17 protein-coding genes are annotated in these 18857 nt (G+C 42.9%); 8 read left to right on the top strand and 9 right to left on the bottom strand.

Annotated features, from left to right (window positions below; genetic code table 11):
- Positions 1-62: 62 nt before the first annotated feature.
- Positions 63-1067, bottom strand: coding sequence for an exo-alpha-sialidase (locus N3A72_03930; protein ID MCX7918759.1), 1005 nt, complete (start codon positions 1065-1067; stop codon positions 63-65).
- A 99-nt stretch (positions 1068-1166) separates the two neighbouring features.
- Positions 1167-2180, bottom strand: coding sequence for a radical SAM protein (locus N3A72_03925; protein MCX7918758.1), 1014 nt, complete (start codon positions 2178-2180; stop codon positions 1167-1169).
- 144 nt (positions 2181-2324) lie between these two features.
- Between N3A72_03925 and N3A72_03920 the strand changes: the two genes are divergently transcribed.
- From N3A72_03920 to N3A72_03905, 4 genes are all read left to right on the top strand, one after another.
- Positions 2325-3020 (top strand): HAD family hydrolase, encoded by a 696-nt coding sequence (locus tag N3A72_03920; GenBank protein ID MCX7918757.1) that lies wholly within the window; start codon positions 2325-2327, stop codon positions 3018-3020.
- Positions 3021-3063: 43 nt separating this feature from the next.
- Positions 3064-4209, top strand: a complete 1146-nt coding sequence (locus N3A72_03915) for a 5-(carboxyamino)imidazole ribonucleotide synthase (protein ID MCX7918756.1) — start codon at positions 3064-3066, stop codon at positions 4207-4209.
- Between the two features lie 2 nt (positions 4210-4211).
- Positions 4212-4751, top strand: coding sequence for a 5-(carboxyamino)imidazole ribonucleotide mutase (purE, locus tag N3A72_03910; protein MCX7918755.1), 540 nt, complete (start codon positions 4212-4214; stop codon positions 4749-4751).
- 79 nt (positions 4752-4830) lie between these two features.
- Positions 4831-5814 (top strand): L-threonylcarbamoyladenylate synthase, encoded by a 984-nt coding sequence (locus N3A72_03905; protein ID MCX7918754.1) that lies wholly within the window; start codon positions 4831-4833, stop codon positions 5812-5814.
- 56 nt (positions 5815-5870) lie between these two features.
- Here the strand turns inward: N3A72_03905 and N3A72_03900 are convergent, their stop codons facing one another.
- On the bottom strand, positions 5871-6821 hold the full coding sequence (locus N3A72_03900; protein MCX7918753.1) for a TerC family protein: 951 nt from the start codon (positions 6819-6821) through the stop codon (positions 5871-5873).
- A gap of 271 nt (positions 6822-7092) precedes the next feature.
- On the opposite strand from N3A72_03900, the gene N3A72_03895 reads away from it, so the two are divergent.
- Positions 7093-7851, top strand: coding sequence for a class I SAM-dependent methyltransferase (locus N3A72_03895; protein ID MCX7918752.1), 759 nt, complete (start codon positions 7093-7095; stop codon positions 7849-7851).
- 8 nt (positions 7852-7859) lie between these two features.
- Here the strand turns inward: N3A72_03895 and N3A72_03890 are convergent, their stop codons facing one another.
- The 3 genes from N3A72_03890 to N3A72_03880 all read right to left on the bottom strand — a co-directional run bounded on the left by N3A72_03890 (position 7860) and on the right by N3A72_03880 (position 10914).
- Entirely contained in the window at positions 7860-8858 is a 999-nt protein-coding gene (locus N3A72_03890) for a DUF2334 domain-containing protein (GenBank protein ID MCX7918751.1), read from the bottom strand.
- Positions 8859-10238, bottom strand: coding sequence for a glycine--tRNA ligase (locus tag N3A72_03885; GenBank protein MCX7918750.1), 1380 nt, complete (start codon positions 10236-10238; stop codon positions 8859-8861).
- Positions 10239-10491: 253 nt separating this feature from the next.
- Positions 10492-10914, bottom strand: a complete 423-nt coding sequence (locus tag N3A72_03880) for a DUF192 domain-containing protein (protein ID MCX7918749.1) — start codon at positions 10912-10914, stop codon at positions 10492-10494.
- Positions 10915-11467: 553 nt separating this feature from the next.
- Between N3A72_03880 and amrB the strand changes: the two genes are divergently transcribed.
- The gene (gene amrB / locus N3A72_03875) at positions 11468-12343 is read left to right on the top strand and encodes an AmmeMemoRadiSam system protein B (protein MCX7918748.1); all 876 of its coding nucleotides are present in this window, start codon (positions 11468-11470) and stop codon (positions 12341-12343) included.
- A gap of 82 nt (positions 12344-12425) precedes the next feature.
- Positions 12426-13016 (top strand): AmmeMemoRadiSam system protein A, encoded by a 591-nt coding sequence (amrA, locus tag N3A72_03870; GenBank protein ID MCX7918747.1) that lies wholly within the window; start codon positions 12426-12428, stop codon positions 13014-13016.
- A gap of 106 nt (positions 13017-13122) precedes the next feature.
- Here the strand turns inward: amrA and N3A72_03865 are convergent, their stop codons facing one another.
- Both N3A72_03865 and N3A72_03860 read right to left on the bottom strand, forming a co-directional pair.
- Positions 13123-15348: a glycoside hydrolase family 57 protein gene (locus N3A72_03865; GenBank protein MCX7918746.1), complete on the bottom strand. Its 2226-nt coding sequence runs from the start codon at positions 15346-15348 to the stop codon at positions 13123-13125.
- 102 nt (positions 15349-15450) lie between these two features.
- Entirely contained in the window at positions 15451-16188 is a 738-nt protein-coding gene (locus N3A72_03860; GenBank protein MCX7918745.1) for an NAD-dependent deacylase, read from the bottom strand.
- Positions 16189-16455: 267 nt separating this feature from the next.
- On the opposite strand from N3A72_03860, the gene N3A72_03855 reads away from it, so the two are divergent.
- On the top strand, positions 16456-18393 hold the full coding sequence (locus N3A72_03855) for a diguanylate cyclase (protein MCX7918744.1): 1938 nt from the start codon (positions 16456-16458) through the stop codon (positions 18391-18393).
- 98 nt (positions 18394-18491) lie between these two features.
- Here the strand turns inward: N3A72_03855 and N3A72_03850 are convergent, their stop codons facing one another.
- Entirely contained in the window at positions 18492-18827 is a 336-nt protein-coding gene (locus N3A72_03850) for a transcriptional regulator (protein ID MCX7918743.1), read from the bottom strand.
- Between the last annotated feature and the right edge of the window lie 30 nt (positions 18828-18857).

The following is an 18857-nucleotide window of genomic DNA, read 5'->3' as shown; positions in this document are numbered from 1 at the left end:
GTTGTTAACCGTCCATCATTCATATATCATATACGGAGAACAGTCGGGTTCTGGGGCATTAGCTATCTCATAGCGATTTTAACTTTAGCTAGGTAAATAGAAGGTTTACCTTCATGCGAAGAATAGTAACTTACCCAGAGCAGACCATTATACCAAACTAGACCAGCATAACTGGTATCACCTCCGGAAGGTAACGTTACCGCTTCTCGGAGTTTTCCGGTTTCAGTATCAATCCAGCATAATGCGGTTCGAGTATGTCTATCATACAATCTCACCGCAGCGATTATCTGGCAATTAGGGAGTTGAAGCATATTCGGCCCGCCGAGTCGGACGCCAGTATCTTTCCACTGCCAATCCGAATAGGGGAACACTGCGGTTCCAAACAATGCGTTATCCTGTTCACGGCGCAGTAAACAGTATGCGGTTCCGCAAGAAAAAATAATGGAACTTTCGTTAGGAAACCCTGGGATATTGAAATCATTAATCATCGGTTCAAACCGAGAACCATCCTGACTTCGATACAGGCGGACAGTTTTACTGAAGGTATTATACCCAATCCCATAACAACATTTGGTATGCCAGGTAACCCGCCATATCCAAAAGTTTGGGTCGGCAACCGGAATCGCTTCTCCCCAAGTTCTACCAGATTTTGAAAACCATACATAGGATTGGCGGATAAACACATTCCCTTGTTTAATCGCACCGGCAGCATTCAGCATGAGCCGATTATCCGGCGTAATGGTTAAATGCGGGTCGCGTAAATCTTCGGTTCTTGAACGCAATAATGCGACGGATTTCCAGATGTTACCATCCGACGACGCGATAATCCGAATTGCGCCATCTGGTGAAACATGGTTCTGTCCTTCTCGGAAAGCGCACCACCATCGGTTGCGGTATCGAATAAGGTCGGTAAAAGCATTATGCGGCGCTTTATCCCAAATTTTTTTAACTTCAAGAAGTTGGATTTGGTTGTACTCTATCGCTTGCATGGCAGCGTATCCTTTTATTGCATAGAATAAATTTGATAATAGAACCAACCCGAATACTATTATATGATGCTTCAGCATAGATGAAAGTTCCGGAATTATCGTTGTTTTTATCTTTTAGAATCCACCGTGAACGTCTTGATATGTGGTTTTCATTATAACACGTAGTATCCAAAAAAGCTAAGTTGGTTTAATGCAGCAATGCAGGTCTTCCGCCAGATAATCTCCGGTTAAGGCGTAGGTCATTGCGCGACATCCGAAACAATCCGTAACCCTGCAGATACTACAAGCACCTTTATATAACTCTTTATTTCGGATATTCCTTAACACATCAGAGGTTCGCCATAGTTCATCAAGTGAGGTGTCTAGTAGATTTCCAATCGGTATATTAAATCGACGACACGGGAAAACTGTTCCATCCGGTAACAGCGCCATACCGTCCTTTCCAACAACACACTCTGCGCCTAAGAGCGTCGGATGAACTGAATCTTTTTCAAACAGAAGTTGCAACGCGCGATATTTAACCATTTCTTCCGGATGATATTCTAGGTCGCATTGGATGAAAAGATTGCGATATAAATTATCTAGGTTTCTCGTAGAGATAACTTCATGTTTCAGGTCTCGTCCTTGCCCGAGCGGAATAAACCGTTCGAGGATAACGCTATCAACCGCAAGATTTTTCGCAAACGGAATAATATCATGCGCTTCTGCGAAATTCCGGTTTAGTAACGTGAACATTATCCCGATGGGAACCTCAAGCTGTTCTTTTGCCAATTGGATATTCGCTATGGTTTTCGCAAACGTTCCTTTTCCGCGGATGGCATCATTCGTTTCTGCGGTAATTCCGTCTAACGATACTAGCAGTTGGGTTAGGTTCCGTACTTGGTTAAGCTCAGATAAATACCGGTTGATAACTGTTCCGTTAGTAATAATGCTTAATGAAGAGACAACAGGAGATGAACTAAGGATATCCATCAGTTGCCAGAGTTCTTCTTTTAACAACGGTTCACCGCCAGTTAATGCGATGGTTAGTTGCGCATTCCATTGTTCCATGGTAGCGAAAAGATTATCGCAGATGTGTTGTAGCTGTTGCCAATGAAGTTCAGTGTCTCGTGTAAATTGCTCCTGATAACAGTGGAGACAACGCAAATTACATCGGTCGGTGATATGCCATTGAATATGGAATTCTGTCATAGTATTAGCCACAGATTACACAGATTAACACAGATATTATCATTAAAAATTTTAAACAATAAAATTAATCTTCAGCAAGTTAGCGGGAGTCTATGATAAAATATAAAACGATTAAGTATCCTGCGTGTATCAGCGGTGCGATGTATGATGCAAGGGATTATATTTGACTTATTTGATACGTTAATCTATATCGAACCGAGCATACTCAATACAGAATTAGATAACATGGCAGCGGTTGCCGGTGTCGCAAGTAAAGTCTTTCGCGAGAACTGGGCACCGAAATCGGCAGTGCATCGGATAGAATATTTTAAAGGGCGGTTAGCGTTATCTGACTACTTTGCAGTAATCCTGAAAGAAATGGGGAAAGTTCCCGACCCGCAGATAATCCAGAAACTCGTTGAAATTCGGCTAGCGATGCGGGAACATGTCCGCTATTTTGAAGATACCTTACCAACATTAACCAAATTGCGAGAACAGGGATATAACCTTGGATTAATCAGCAATCTCGGAAGTTTATGGGGCAAGGTAATCGATACATTAGCGTTAAAATCTCATTTCGATGCGGTCACGTTATCGTATGAAGTTGCGCTGGCGAAACCGGAACCGGAAATATACTTATATACGGCAGAGAAACTTGGTTGTAAACCGGAATCGTGTATGTTTATCGATGACCAGTTCGATTATGTTACCGCAGCAACCAGAGTCGGTATGGTTGGATGTTGGCTTAATCGAAATAGCCGAGAGCAGCCGGTTCGATTATCGGAATCGAAGATAGAACAGGTGACTTCTATATCCGCGGTGCTTGGTTTTCTTGAAGGAGCGCAAGCTATTAGCCTTTAAGAGCGAAAGACCAAACGGTAGTCGATAGTGCCGAGGTGAATATATGAAGAAGATATTTCAATATCCACTAATGAAAATCGGGATTATTGGCGGTGGACAATTAGGGAAAATGATGGCATTGAAAGCAAAAAAGATGGGGTTTGCAGTGACAGTGTTAGATCCGACCCCGAACTGTCCAGCAGCGCAAATTGCTGACCGTCAACTAGTCGCGACATTTTATGATGCGAATAAATTGAATGAACTTGTGCAAAAGAATGATGTTACCACGCAGGATATTGAACATATTAATATAGACGTTTTAAAAAATTTGGTTGATAAAGGACATCGAATATATCCATCGCCCTATTTAGTTGAAGTGATACAGGATAAACTGAAACAGAAAGAACGGTTAACGCAGGCAGGGATTCCGGTTCCTAAATATGATAAAGTCATATCACCTGAATTTCTTAATACCGTGCCGGTTCCGTTTGTTTACAAGGCAAGAAAAGGAGGATATGATGGTCGCGGATTAAGGATAATACGTAACCGGCAAGATTTGGCGGGACTTGAACAGCACGGAATGTTCGTCGAAGAATACGTTGATATTGAAAAGGAATTGGCAGTTATGGTTGCGCGAAATACGGTTGGCGAAATCGTCAGTTATCCAGTAGTTGAAATGGTGTTTAATCCGCGTGCGAACATTTGTGAGCTGGTAATTGCGCCCGCACGAATTGACCCAGCAATCGCCAATCAGGTACAACAAATCGCAGTTAATACCGTTGAAATACTTGATGGCGTAGGTGTTTTTGGTATAGAAATGTTTTTAACGAAATCCGGGAAAATCTTGGTTAATGAAATCGCGCCACGCCCGCATAATTCTGGGCATTATACTATAGAATCCTGTATGACGTGCCAGTTTGAACAGCATATTCGCGCGATTGCCGGGCTACCGCTCGGAGCAACCGCACAGTTATCTCCGGCAGTAATGCTCAATATCCTTGGCGAAGAAGGAAGTGAGGGTCCGCCAGTTATTGAAGGATTACCAACGGTATTAGCGATTCCTGGGGTATCCTTTCATTTCTATGGAAAAAAAATCTGCCGACCCTATCGCAAGATGGGACATATTACTATCGTGGATAAACAGATAGAATGTGCACTCGAAAAAGCTAAAGAAGTTAAACAGATATTAAAAGTTAAAGCGGAGGTTTAACCATGAAACCGTTAGTTGGCATAATTATGGGTAGTGATTCTGACCTACCGGTGATGAAGGAAGCAGCAGAAATCTTGCAAAAGTTTGGGATAGCGTATGAACTCACCATAGTTTCAGCACATCGCACCCCAAATCGACTGGTTAAATATGCGCGAACTAGCGAGAAAAAAGGATTAGCGGTAATTATCGCTGGGGCAGGTGGAGCGGCGCATTTACCCGGGATGACCGCTTCGTTAACTGCAATACCGGTTATCGGGGTGCCAATCCCGACGGCACAATTGCAAGGGCTAGATGCACTGTTATCGATTGCGCAGATGCCTACTGGCGTTCCAGTAGCGACGGTAGCGGTTGGCAATGCGAAAAATGCCGGGATTTTAGCGGTTGAAATTCTAGGTATAAAATATCCCGAATTAAGAAAGAGAATTAATCGGTATAAATCAACTTTGAAAAAGGAAGTTGAAAGAAAATCGGAAGAACTGGAACGGTTTGGATATAAGACATATCTGCGGAAAATGCGAAATCGGTCTGAAGACAAAAAATAGAGAACAATAACCGGGTCTCTTTCAGCGGTTCACCCCTCATAAAATATTTACAGCATGACAGAAAACCATCAACTTGTTTATGGCAAAAGTGGTCAAGATTAGCCGACGATCCATCAAGCTTGCAGCGGAATTATTAAGAAACGGTGAAATAGTGATTTTTCCCACGGAAACAGTTTATGGGCTTGGCGCAAGTGTTTTTAATCCAGAAGCGGTAGCAAAAATTTTTGAAGTTAAACGGCGTCCGAGGTTTGATCCATTAATTATTCATATTGCGGCGGTTGACGACATGCCAAGATTATGTCAGAGGGTAGGTGAACGTGCGGAGAAGCTCGCGGCAAAATTTTGGCCAGGACCATTGACGCTTATTCTCCCGAAAAAGGAGACTGTGCCAGATATTGTTACCGCAGGGTTGCCTAATGTTGCAGTTCGAATGCCAGCGCATCCGGTAGCGTTATCACTAATTCAAGAAGCTGGAACGCCAATTGCGGCTCCGAGTGCGAATTTATTCGGACGATTAAGCCCGACTGCAATTAAACATATCCCAGCCCAACTGAAAAATCGCGTTGCCCTTATTCTTGACGCTGGCAAAACGCCGATTGGTGTAGAATCAACCGTGCTTTCGCTTGTTGGGAAAGATATTGTTTTATTGCGGCCAGGCGGGCTACCAATTGAAGATATCGAGAAAATAGTCGGCAAGGTGAAACTTCCTAAGTTCTTACCAGCGAAACCCAATTCACCCGGTCAACTTCCCCAGCATTATTCCCCGCGAACGCCGCTCAAAATTATAAACAGAAACATCAACATTGACCGGAAACAAAAAATTGGTCTATTATCATTAACGCCCCCGTCATTTTCTGAAGCATATGCAAAAATAGCGGTTCTCTCTACTAAAGGTGATTTGCGGGAAGCAGCAGCGAATTTGTTCGAATGTCTTCATGAACTTGATCAAGCAGGGTTAGATATAATTTACGCGGAACCGGTGCCCAAAATTGGCTTGGGAAGAGCGATTATGGACCGGTTAGAACGCGCAGCGCAGAATGGTGCAAATTCTAAAATTGAGTAACGATATCTGTGCAAACGTTCAGTATGAAGTTGCGAGTATTTCTTGCCGAACCAGCGCTACTGATGTTCCCGATCGGCGGATTTATCTGGCACCGTTGTAGCACGTGGCCATACGAGCGAAGCAACGATGGATATTAATAAAATCCCAGCAACAACTCCTAATGCAATTACGATAGGGATTTTACAGAAATCAGTGATAAGCATTTTTACGCCTATAAAAACTAAAATAATTGATAGTCCATAATGCAGATGATGAAACAATCGCATTATTCCTGCAATAGCAAAGTATAGCGCGCGAAGCCCTAAAATTGCGAACACGTTTGACGTGTAAACGATAAAAGGGTCGCGAGTAATTCCAAAGATAGCCGGAATCGAATCCACAGCAAAAATCACATCTGTGGTCTCAATTACCAGGAGAACTACAAACATCGGTGTTGCCAGCCATTTTCCTTTGTTGATAATGAAGAATTTACTACCGTGATAATCAGCCGATACTGGCATAAAGCGGCGAAATAATTTTAACACTGGATTTCGTTCCGGATAAATTTGTTTATCTTTCTGGAACGCCATTTTTATCCCGGTTAAAATGAGAAATGCGCCGAAGAGATATATTACCCAATGGAACTTCTGGATGAGAACGACCCCGGTAATGATAAAAATTGCCCGCATAATCAAAGCGCCAAGGATGCCCCAAAATAACACTTTATGCTGGTATTCCGCCGGAACGCGAAAATAAGAGAAGATGAGCAAGAACACGAATATATTGTCTACGCTCAACGATTTTTCGAGAAGATAACCGGTCAAGAATTCGATTGCGGTATGGCTCCCGCGCCAAAAATAGATACCGAGATTAAATAACAACGCTAAACAAATCCAGACTGCACTCCAGATAAGCGCTTCGCGGATACGAACCACATGCGCTTTCCGATGAAATATCCCCAAGTCTAACGCGAGCATTCCGAAAACTAAAGTATTGAACACAATCCATGCAGTAAGTTGAATTGACATAATTAAGATATAGTCTGTATCCGGTAGTTCCAATCCCCGTGAAGCTATGGTTGGAAACCGCAGGTATATTTGAATTCATGAAATGTGTAGCTTAAAAAGTATTGTAACGAAAAACTACGGTTATAAGCAAGAAAAACGAACTCTTAGAATAGATATGAATGAAAATCCAGCCAATCCATTTTTTCACTACGTATCATAGCAAATTTGCAGATTGCGGTATAATATACCTTAACTTTGTTACCGTGAGTAAATCGGTTTAATTGAGTATGATATGAACCAAAATAGCTATGCACGATTCGCACCATATTATGATGCGCTCTCGTTCGATGAATTTAGTAAACAATGTGTTCTCTATCTTGACCAGCTTTTAGCGACAATCGGATGTAAGCCAGAAACGATACTCGATTTAGCTTGCGGAACCGGTACGGCAGCGATTCTGTTAGCTAAACAAGGATATCGAGTTACCGGAATAGATATTTCTGAGCCGATGCTTAAACTAGCTCGAAAAAAGGCGAAAAAAATCGGGCTGCCGATTAAGTTCTCTTGCCAGGATATGCGAAACCTAACCATGAATCAGCGGTATGATTTAGTAACCTGTTTTTTCGATGCCATGAACCATCTTTATACCTACCGAGATTTCGAACGGGTTTGTCGAAATGTTGGAACCGTTCTGCATCCGAACGGATTGTTTATGTTCGATTTAAACACCGAATTCGGATTGAAAACGTTCTGGAATAATAAGCATTCCGAACAGAAAAAGAAAAACCTTTATGTTATTTTCCAGTCATCCTATTCCGCCAAGAGAAAACGGGCAACGGTGAACGCGACGATTTATGTTACTCAAAAGAATAAAGTTAGGAAAATTACTACGCAGTTCGCTAATCGCGCATATACCGCTGAACAGGTTCATCGAGCATTACGCAACGCCGGATTAATCCCCATTGCAGAATATGACTGTTTTACTTTAAATCCAGGGTCAACATTTAGTTCGCGAATTATGTATCTTGCTCGAAAAAACCAGATGGTTTGAAAGAATCGCTAGCGGATAGTGTTATTGTAATTGAGAGAAGGCAGATTAAAATAATACACGGCGGCTTCTTCGTTCGTTGCATACCAGACGTTTCCAGCAGTTTCGGTATCAATAAAAGTCAGGAATTCATCTAACCATTGAGCAAGCAACCCGTTCTCATATCCATCACGAATAAACGGGTCGTGGAAACAGAGACCGAAATATCCTGGATACCGTTTAGCGAGGTTCAAAAACCGAGTTTTCGCTTCGTCCAACGCTTTTTGATAGGTTGCGGTAGTTAATCCCCAGGTAAACTCATCGGAACACGGAACCTCGATAACTTCACGCCGGCGATAGGGATAATGATTATCTCCCTGCGTGATGAACCGAAATCCAGCAGCAGTAACCGCATCGTAGTTTGGCGATGCGATTTCGTCATCAGACCCAGGTCCACAATAGAATAACGGACGACGCCCTAGTTTTTGTTCAAAAATCGTTATCCCCAATTTCAGATACTCAATCCGTTCTTTGATAGATAACCGGCGAGCGGAAGTGTTACAGCAGAATTCATGCCCACTACTTAAACACAGCGGACAAATATGGTTATATCCATGCATAATCACGCAATGTCCTCGGGCGATAGCACCGTTCAGTTGTTCAACCAACCGGCCATCATCATTCTGTGGTTCGATAAGCCGATGCGGAACAACCGCAAGCGTTAATTTTGCGCCATGACGTTCCGCTGTTTGCAGGAATTTCGACCAAGATTGACCGTAAGTAGTTATCCGGGACTGCATATCATCAATCCGGAGCGTAACGCAGACATTCGGGAATTCCTTTATCCGATACGGTCCTTGGTCAGCAGCGGTTCTGGCCGAACATATCGTCACATAAACAAATAACCAAATGAACCATAGAACAGAAATAGACTGAGATTTCATTACAGCCCATGGTTGTTTTGCGGTCTTTCCGCCAGCTGGACGAACGTTACGGTTGCGGGTGAAACTTATCGCAAATTTAATTTCCATTTAGAGGAGTTTCTCTTTCAGAATTTCTTTCACTTTTTCAATCGGAACACGGATTTGTTCCATCGTATCCCGATCGCGGATTGTAACCTGTTTATCTTCTAGCGATTGCACATCTACCGTGATACAATATAACGTCCCGATTTCATCTTGGCGGCGATACAACCGACCGATAGACGCGGTATCATCGTATGCCGTCGGAAAACAAGGACGAAGTTCTGCAGCGAGTTTTTTCGCGAGTTCAACCAGTTCCGGTCGATTCGCAAGCAGCGGGAACACCGCAACTTTAATCGGTGCTAAATCTTTATGCAAACGGAGGACTTTTCTTTTTTCCCCACGGACTTTCTCTTCGTGATAAGCATCAATTAAAAAAGCCAGCACTGATCGATCAACCCCAGCTGATGGTTCAATAACATACGGTGTTATATGTTGGTTGGTTTCCGGGTCGAAATACACTAGATTGACTCCGCTCACTCGCGAATGATTTCTTAAATCGAAATCCGTTCGGTTCGCAATCCCTTCTAGTTCTGACCAGCCCATCGGGAAGAGATATTCGATATCAGTACATGCCGCAGCATAATGCGCCAGTTCTTCTTTCTGATATACATACGGCCGGAGATTCTCCGGTTTTATTCCAAGATTAATATACCAGTTCATTCGATCAGCAATCCATTTCTGATGCGCTTCTTCTGCTTGTTCCGGTTTCACGAAATATTCGATTTCCATCTGCTCGAATTCCCGAGAACGGAACGTGAAATTTCCAGGCGTGATTTCGTTCCGAAACGCTTTTCCGATTTGCGCAATTCCGAACGGTAGTTTTTTCCGACTCGATTGCAGAACATTATTGAAATTAACGAAAATCCCCTGGGCGGTTTCCGGACGAAGATAGGCAACCGACGCTTCATCCTGAACCGGACCAACAAACGTTCGGAACAATAAATTAAACTGCCGCGCTTCCGTCAACTCGCCGCCACACGCCGGACATTTCGGCTGGTATCGTTGACTGTCAGCTGGTGTTTTGGCAGGAGACGGTGCTACTACGTCAGCTACATGTTCGCCGTGGATAGTCGCTTTGATTCCGACTTGGTCAGCGCGATATCGTTTTTTGCATGATTTACAATCGACCATCGGGTCGGTGAATTGGCTCACATGCCCGCTCGCTTCCCATACTTTCGGATTCATAATGAGCGCCGCGTCTATTCCGACCATATCATCTCGTTCTTGCACCACAGATTTCCACCAGGCACGTTTAACGTTGTTTTTCAATTCTACTCCGAGCGGACCATAGTCCCAGAATCCGCCGAACCCGCCGTAGATTTCGCTACTCTGGAAAATAAATCCACGCTGTTTACATAATGAAACTAATTTATCCATTTCAATCATAATGATATCCTCAAATTCCTTTATATGCAGCAGAGCAGTTTGTTGTTATCAAGCTAAAACCAAACCGTGATTCCTGTTGATTATTAGACTAATTATTATAGCAAAATTTTAGCGGAGTTACGGAATTATTATTGGATAAACGGTTTTGTCAATTAGGTTAAGCGGTGCGGGTTGTGGTTCTACAATGATGTGGGCGTCGAAAGATAAGAGTTAATCGGAGCAATCTTTGTTTTTCAACCTGCGTAATCTATGTTTACCGAAATACCACATGGGCACCAGTGGTTATAGAATGAGCGTTTGCCCAACCAGCATTAACTTCCAGAACATAATTCACTGGTTCCGGCGATTGGAATCGTTGTGGCGGAGAAGTGGTCGATGCGGAATGAACGATACCAACAACCCGATTTTCACGAATCCAAATGATATCTATGGGGAACCGCATTTCATTCATCCAATACGATCGAATCGCAGAATTCGGGTAGATAAACAACATCCCATAGTCTGCAGGGAGCGAATCGCGATAACTCAATCCACGACGTCGTTCTTCTTGCGTCACTGCAAGTTCAACGGTTACCGGATGACCGTTAATGATCACCTGGGATATCGGCGGTGATGTGGTTTTGCATCCAATCAAGAGAAAGAGAAGTACCACGCGGCTAAAAACACTTAATTTCATAAAGCTAATTTGCGTTAAATAAGTTTATGATTTTTTCTTAAGAGGAACCAGTGTGGGTTAAACCCACACTGGTTCCTCTTCGGTTTGTAGTCCCTTAGGCATTAGGAACAGGACATTAGGATTTCCTATGATAACGTAGCGAACCCGGTGTTCGGTATCGGTATAAATCTTAGTTAAAGGTTCAAAGAGTTACATAATTTAATTATAGAATAGTTACGAGCTAGAGTAAAGAGTCAAGAGGTAAGAAGAACCTTCTTGCGATTCCCCGAGTAGTTATTGGTGGATAATCCTTGTTTTGGTAAACTTTCCACTGAAACTAATTAAGGGAAAACATCCTCGTTCGGTTGGCAGTATTTCAATCCGCATTTGATTATATTTCGATTTTCATATTTACAAAAACTGTCCTTTTGGTCTATGCTTATTGTAATGAAACGAACATACAAACTGAAGAACTAAAAAACGGAAGAATAAAAAGGATAATATTATCGGGATTCAATGGTTCTTTCGTTTTTTGAAATTTTCGTTTACTTGATACGTAAAGAAGGTGTTACTTATGAAATTTGCTGCAGCAAAAAATATCCGTGCACCTGCGGTAGCGGGACAATTTTATCCTGATGATGCCACCGAATTGCAGAATGAGGTGAAGGAATATATCGAACAGGCAAAACTCCCCTCGTTTCCCGGTGACCTGCTTGCCTTGATTTCGCCACATGCAGGATATATTTATTCCGGTCATGTAGCTGGATATGCCTATAAACCGCTGGTCGGAAAGAAAATAGATACTGCGATTATCGTCGGATTAAGTCATCGGTATCCGATTAGCGGTGCGGCGCTCTGTGAAACCGGTGCGTTTGCAACTCCGCTTGGTATGGTTGAAATTGATTCTGAATTAGCTGGGCAATTGATAAAAAACAACGGTTCGATAACAGTTAATCCGGCTGCGCATAAATATGAGCATTCGCTGGAGGTACAGCTACCATTCCTGCAACAGGTAGCGCCGGAAGCGAAAATTGTTCCGATTCTTATCAATGATTCGGATACCGAAACCTGCGAGTCGGTTGCCACCGATATTTCCACCGCAATTGCGGCAACGAAAAAATCAATTGTTCTTATCGCTAGCACGGATTTAACCCATTATCCGGCGTATCGCTATGCGGTTGAAGTTGATAACGCGGCAATAGAAGCGATACTCGCGCTAGATGTCAAACAACTGGATAGGATAACCGATACCTGGCTCGGAAAAGGGATTCCGAACCTCCATTGTGTGGTGTGTAGTGAAGCGGCGGTGAAAGTAGTCGTCCTAGCTAGTAAACAGCTCGGAGCGAACCATGCGACGTTATTGAAATACGCTAATTCCGGCGATGTCGCAATAGGAGATAAATCGCAAGTGGTTGGATATGCAGCGATCGCGATAACTAAAGCTAAGTAATGATTGAACAGATTATCAATCAGATTACCCCGATTTAATCTCTACAATCAGGTCTTAGAATCTGTGGAATCTTTTTATGGTTATGAAAAATAATGAAACTAGAATTGAACCACCAGTATCAGGTAGTCCGGCTTTAACAGAAAAAGCGAAAAAAGAATTGTTGCGTATCGCCCGAGAAGCGATTGAAAGTTATGTTCGCTTCCATCGGGTACCAGAACTAAAAATATCCGAACCAGAACTCCAGCAGAAACTCGGCGCGTTTGTAACCTTAACAATTCAAGGGCAGTTACGTGGTTGTATCGGTCGGTTCGAGCCGGATATGCCAGTAGCTGAAGTAGTGCAACAGATGGCACTGGCGGCAGCAACTGACGACCCACGGTTTTCTCCGGTTACTCCGGATGAACTGCCTAAAATTAGAATTGAAATATCGGTGTTAACCCCGCGAAAAAAAATCCGCGATATCAACGAAATCCAAGTCGGTAAACATGGACTGTATATTACTCGAGGCTGGCGTGGCGGAACATTATTACCGCAAGTTGCTACGGAATACGGCTGGTCGCGCGAAGAGTTTTTACAGCATACTTGTTATAAAGCCGGATTGCCACCGGATGCTTGGAAAGATAAAGATACGGAAATATTTATTTATTCTGCCGAAATCTTCCACGAACCCTAAACTAAATTCTTATTGAACAGGAGAAACGATTTTAGAAAATCACTATTCAGCATTCAGCATGTAGCATGTATTGTTTTGTTTCGATATGCGAAATTCGGATTTGTTATTACACTGACCACATTAGTTCTTCATAATTCTCCGCAGGGACCGTAAACTGGATAACCCCGTTCGCCGGACAGCGTTGAATGTTTATCTCACCATGTTTAATCAACACCTGGAGTTGAACGATATCGCTAGGGCTTGCGTCTAAATCGGTAAACGGAATCCCAAGTTCAATGATTTTATTTACCGCGACCGAAGTCAATTTTTTCTGTGGATTCCATCCGCCATTGTTTGGGATATATTCCCAAACCGTCGCTTCACAATGCTCGTTCGTCCGACGAACCGTTAATTCGAGCATTTTCCGTTTTGGCTTGAAGAAATAAATTAACGTGGTGATTTCGCTAAACTCAGCACTACATAATGCAAGGTTGGTATCAATTCGCAGGTAAACATTCGATAAATCAAATCCACAATATATCGTTTTTACAATACTATGGGCCGGTTCCATTGTCCCGCCGCTGCGGCTAACTTCATATTTTCCAGCGTTTAGCCATTCATAATAATCGGTGACTTTTCCATCCAGTTTCGGTTTGGTTAATCCGACCGGCAGAGAAAAAAGTTGTTCTTGAACGCGTTTAATCGGTACCGCAACCTGTGGCGGGATATCGCGACCTAATGCGGTATAGATATTCCCAATATGCGTTCGATAGAGCTGGTCGAACTGTTCATCTAAACTCGAACTATGTTCTGTTCCATACCACCAATTCCAATCACTCCCTTCTGCGATCAATAGCGATTTCCAAGCGAGTGCAAGATTTTCTGTTCCGATTTCGTTCGGATTCGCTGCCGCATATACTTGTCGAGCTTCCGCTAACATTTCCCAAGCAGCATTATCTTCTTCTGACCCAATCCAAATGGCAAAATTACTATCTATCCAGGAGCCAGGATGAATTTTATGGAGCCGATGTACCGGCGGATGCTGCGAAATAAACTCGTTAATCGTAGTGCATCTAATTCTCGGATGGTCGTTCAGCTGTTGATAGAGCAGTTCCAAAAAATCATGACCATCATTGGGATAATATTCCCAAGCATTCTCGCCATCGAGAATAACGGTAACCAGGCGCGGTTCCGGCTCGTTTGCAACCTGGTTTGCGATTCGTTCTAATCGCGCGATGAAATCGGTTACCGCTTCTTTCGGGGTCATCTTGAAATATTGGAATCCAATAAGGTCTGACAGGGTCCGGTCGCGGAAAACGATTGCCAACGGTCGCTCTTTCGTTTCGCCAACCAGATAAGGTCGATACAAATCTGCCGGACGCAAAATGCCTTTTTTCCCAACCGCAGAATCGACCGGAGATAATCCATCTCCGAATGACCGTTGAAGTATTCCTTCATCAGTTGCCAACCAGCGAAATCCATGCTTTGCGGCTAACGAAATCACCGCATCTGAAACCGACCCTTCTGAAGGCCAGAGCCCGGCTGATGAACAACCGAATCGCTCCTGATAAAACTGCAAAGCAGAAACGATTTGTGCTTCTGCATCTTCCGGATGGATAAACCGTATTTCTGGTAGTTTTATATTCGGTTGGCAGTGTTTAGCAATTTCGGTATCGCAGAGGAGCGGTAATATCGGATGATAATAAGGCGAGACGGAAACCTCAATCTGTCCGGTATCCTGCATTCGCTGATACAGTGGCATAATTTCACGCAATATTTGGAGTTGTTTAGTTAAAACGAATTGTTTATCTTCTTCCGAGAACCGTCTCGATTTTTTGATTAATTCTGCCAGCGCTGGGTCGCGTTGCCGATGGAGCGGATCAAACCAGACGAGATTGAACCAGACCTGTAAATCAAGATAATCTTGTTTCGAAAAATATCGAATAACGGATTTAACCTCTTCTTTTCCGAGATACCGACCACGTCGGTTTAAGAGTTCCTGATACCGTGGATAAGGGTCAACCATCGTTTGCCAGTTAGCGAAAAAGAAATTTAACAGCAGGAATTCTTTATCTTCCGGAGTAAGCTCTGCCGCAGGTTTCCGGCTTAATTCAAGGAAAATATCGGTTTCGCCTTGCTCGGTATATAACTCAATTTGTTCTATCAAACTCGGCACCAGGTTAAAATTCTGTTTAACGTTCGGGTATGATTCCAAAATCGCTGGCATATCGTAATAATCTTTAATTCCGTGTAATCGTACCCACGGAAAAAAACATTTTCTACTGATTACATCACGATAATACGGTTGATGCATATGCCAGAGTATAGCGAGATAAATAGGTTTGGTAGTCATATTCCTAATCTGAAAACCGCTTAAGGTTAATATGTACGAGCAAAAAAATATTTGTTCTTTTCGATATCAAGTGTGATTGAATATTATAGCAAAAAGAACCAATTACGATAGAGAAATCTTACCGTTTGTCCATAGGTAAATTAATTTCGGCAAAAGTTCACCAGCGTTCCCTTGGAAAAATAAATCAATAAACAGTACATTCGCTGGTTTCTCTTTATTAATTCCGATGGTAGTTGCGCCATGAGATTTTGCCAGTGACAATAGTCCTGCTGCTGGATATACCACCCCACTGCTTCCGATAGCGATAAATATATCGCAACGTTCCACCGCAGCGTATATTTGTGATAAAAATAACGGTTGTTCCCCGAACCAAACCACGGCTGGACGTAATAATCCGCCACAATGACATTTCGGTAGCAGCGGAAGGACACCTTCTTCATATCGTTCTGCATCACATCGGGTACATCGAACTTTTAATATTTCGCCATGCATTGGTAATATTTTCTTCGATCCTGCGCGTTGATGCAGATTATCCACATTTTGTGTGATGAGAAGAAAATTCGTTTCCGGTAGATATTGTTCTAGTCGGACAAGAGCATAATGTGCCGGATTTGGGGTGGCAGAACGAACCTGATTTCTTCGCCAGTGATAAAATCGCCAGACGAGTTCCGGGTCACGCGCAAACGCTTCCGGGGTGGCAAGTTCTTCCGGCCGATAATTCTCCCATAAACCATCTTTATCTCGGAAAGTTTTTAATCCCGATTCGGCGCTAATTCCTGCTCCGGTCAGAACAACCACCGATGTAGTTTGCGTTATCGTAATCTTTTGTTCTTCAACCATACCATTCTCAGGCTTTTATTAGTATACATTACATTGCATTGGTTTTCCCAGCTATACACCATACATTTCACTTGGTTTTGGCCGAGCGATGTAAAGTTTGAGTCTTATTAATCTATTAACCTTCAACGAGAGTTAGGTCGAAAATCTCAAGTAATCCTAAACAATTAAATTTTCTTGACTTACATTTCAGCTTGATGTAAACTATATAATATAATAGGGCTCTGTTCATATACCAAATGCCGAGAAATAAAATAATCGTATAATTTAATGAATAATTTTATAGTTAAAAGAGAGTTTTTCTGGCGAACTGTTGCCTTAACGGTACTAATTTTTGTTTTAAGCACTGTAGTGATATATACCGCTTGCTGGCTCGCCCGAGAAGAACTAGCGTTAGTTCGCGCAAGTGCAATTATTATTGCGCTTGGAATGCTTTTAACCGCAAGTATCATCTATATTGTCTGGAATGGGTATTTCCATAGTATTCAGATTTCCCGACTTAACGCGCAACTCGAACAGCGGGTTTCGGAACGAACGAAAGAATTGCAGCAGGCAAACCAGTCTATCCAGCAGCGGGTAACCGAATTGGAAACAGTCCGTGCATTAGCCTCGTCTATTGCTTATTCCCATAATCTGGAAGAGATATTCTGGATAGCGCTTCCCAAGATATTAGAGTCAAGTAACATGGATGCTGGATGGGTGTTTATTAAAGACCGAGACCTAGGAACATATTCTTTATCATTTTACCATGGTGAGCTTGCTCAGGTTTCCCAAGAAGAAGCTAGGCAGGCAGTGAATGAATGTTTATGCCCGAAAGTATTACTAGCGAAAGAAATTCTAGTAACCAATCGGGTAGGCGAATGTGTTCGGTTTACGCCGGAGTTTGTGGTTAAAGCCGGAATTGTCGGGTATGTTTGTGTTCCATTAATTGCTCGGAAAGAAGTGCTTGGGATTCTATTATTAGCCAGCACCAAGGAAATTCAGGTGTCGAAGGCGGAGGTCGAGTTGCTCTCGCTGTTCGGGAGCGAACTCGGGATCGCGCTAGAAACCGCGCTCTTATTTCAGGATTTAGAACGGCAAGCGACCACGGATGGGTTAACCGGGCTCTATAACCGTCGGCATTTAGACGAGGTGTTTCATCGCGAAGTTGAACGCGCAAAACGGAAAAACGCAAAAATGAGTATGTTGTTGATAGATGTATATAATTTTAAATATTATAACGATACCCTAGGTCATCCCGCAGGAGATAATCGGTTAAAAACGGTAGCACGATTGTTAAAACGAAACGTTCGTGCGAGCGATATCGTGGTTCGTTATGGCGGCGATGAATTTGTGGTGTTAATGCCGGAAACCGATGAAACGCAAGCGTTCTCGGTTAAACAGCGGATTGAACAAGCGGTTGTCCAATGGAATAACGAATCGGATATTGACCGGCAGGATTTAGCGTTATTTCTCAATATCGGGGTTAAAACCGCTGGAAAGGATGATGCCGATGATTTAATTGCGCTTGCGGATAAGGAAATGTATAAAGCGAAAGGAACGATTGAGCGGCGTAAACTCATTGAATTCCAAGAACGGTCTGAATCCGACCGACAGCGATATACGCTGCAGGCGGTGTTAAGTTTAGCGAAAGTAGTCGAATTTAAAGACCCTTATACGCGCGGGCATTCGGAACGGGTTAAAGAATATGCGGTAGCGATCGCGCAACAGATGAATTTATCGCGAAAAGATATTGATGAAATTGCATACGCGGCATTACTACATGATATCGGAAAAATCAGTGTTTCCTCTGCGATATTAAACAAACGCGACCGATTAACCCCAGAAGAATACCGGATTGTTTATCAGCATCCGGTCGTCGGCGAGATTATTGTACGTGATGTTGAATTATTAAGTAATATCGCAGCATATATTCGACATCATCACGAACGATTTGATGGAAATATGATTGGCGTGGATTATCCGGGATATCCGGACGGATTAAGTGGCGAAGATATTCCGTTAGCTTCGCGAATATTAGCGGTAGCGGATGTATTTGATGCAATGACGTCTGACCGGCCGTATCGGCTAGGGATTGCGCGAGAACAGGCAATCGCTGAAATGAAAAGCAGAGCTGGGACGCAGTTCGACCCGAAAGTTATAGAAGCATTTTTAGCGGTGCAAGACCGGTTAGTGGTTTCCCAGAATACTTCAGTTGGCGCAAGATAATAACCGCACGAAACAGAGAATCGGAGAGTAGATGAACCGGTGAAATTCAACAGATTTTTTCAACCCTGCCTCTAACCTCTTACCCCTACTTCAGACTATCATACAGTTATTACATCGTTCTCCAGTAAGAGTTGCTGGATAACCTGCATGGTTGAAATCTTGCCGACCGCAATTTTCTCTTCTAGTCCAAAGAATTCAACACAGGTTCGGCAGGCAAGAATTTCTATTCCAGCAGATTCGATTTTCTGTAAATGATTGAATACCGGAGAATCAGTGGTTAATAGTTTGACCGCTGCGTTCCAGCAGATAAGTTTCTTTGGCGGATTCGGTTGGTCAGGAAGTAATCGGAGAAAATTCGCCATGATCAGTTCACCTAACTGCTGGTCACCGCTGCCTAATCCAGTAGAACTTAACAGAACGATTTTTTCGCGCATACGTTTTCAAAGAATTTTTTAATCTTATTA

This window comes from bacterium (genome assembly GCA_026416715.1).
GTDB lineage: Bacteria > UBP4 > UBA4092 > JAOAEQ01 > JAOAEQ01 > JAOAEQ01.
The sequence above is the reverse complement of the archived record's forward strand: the minus strand, read 5'-3'. Positions and strand labels throughout refer to the sequence as shown.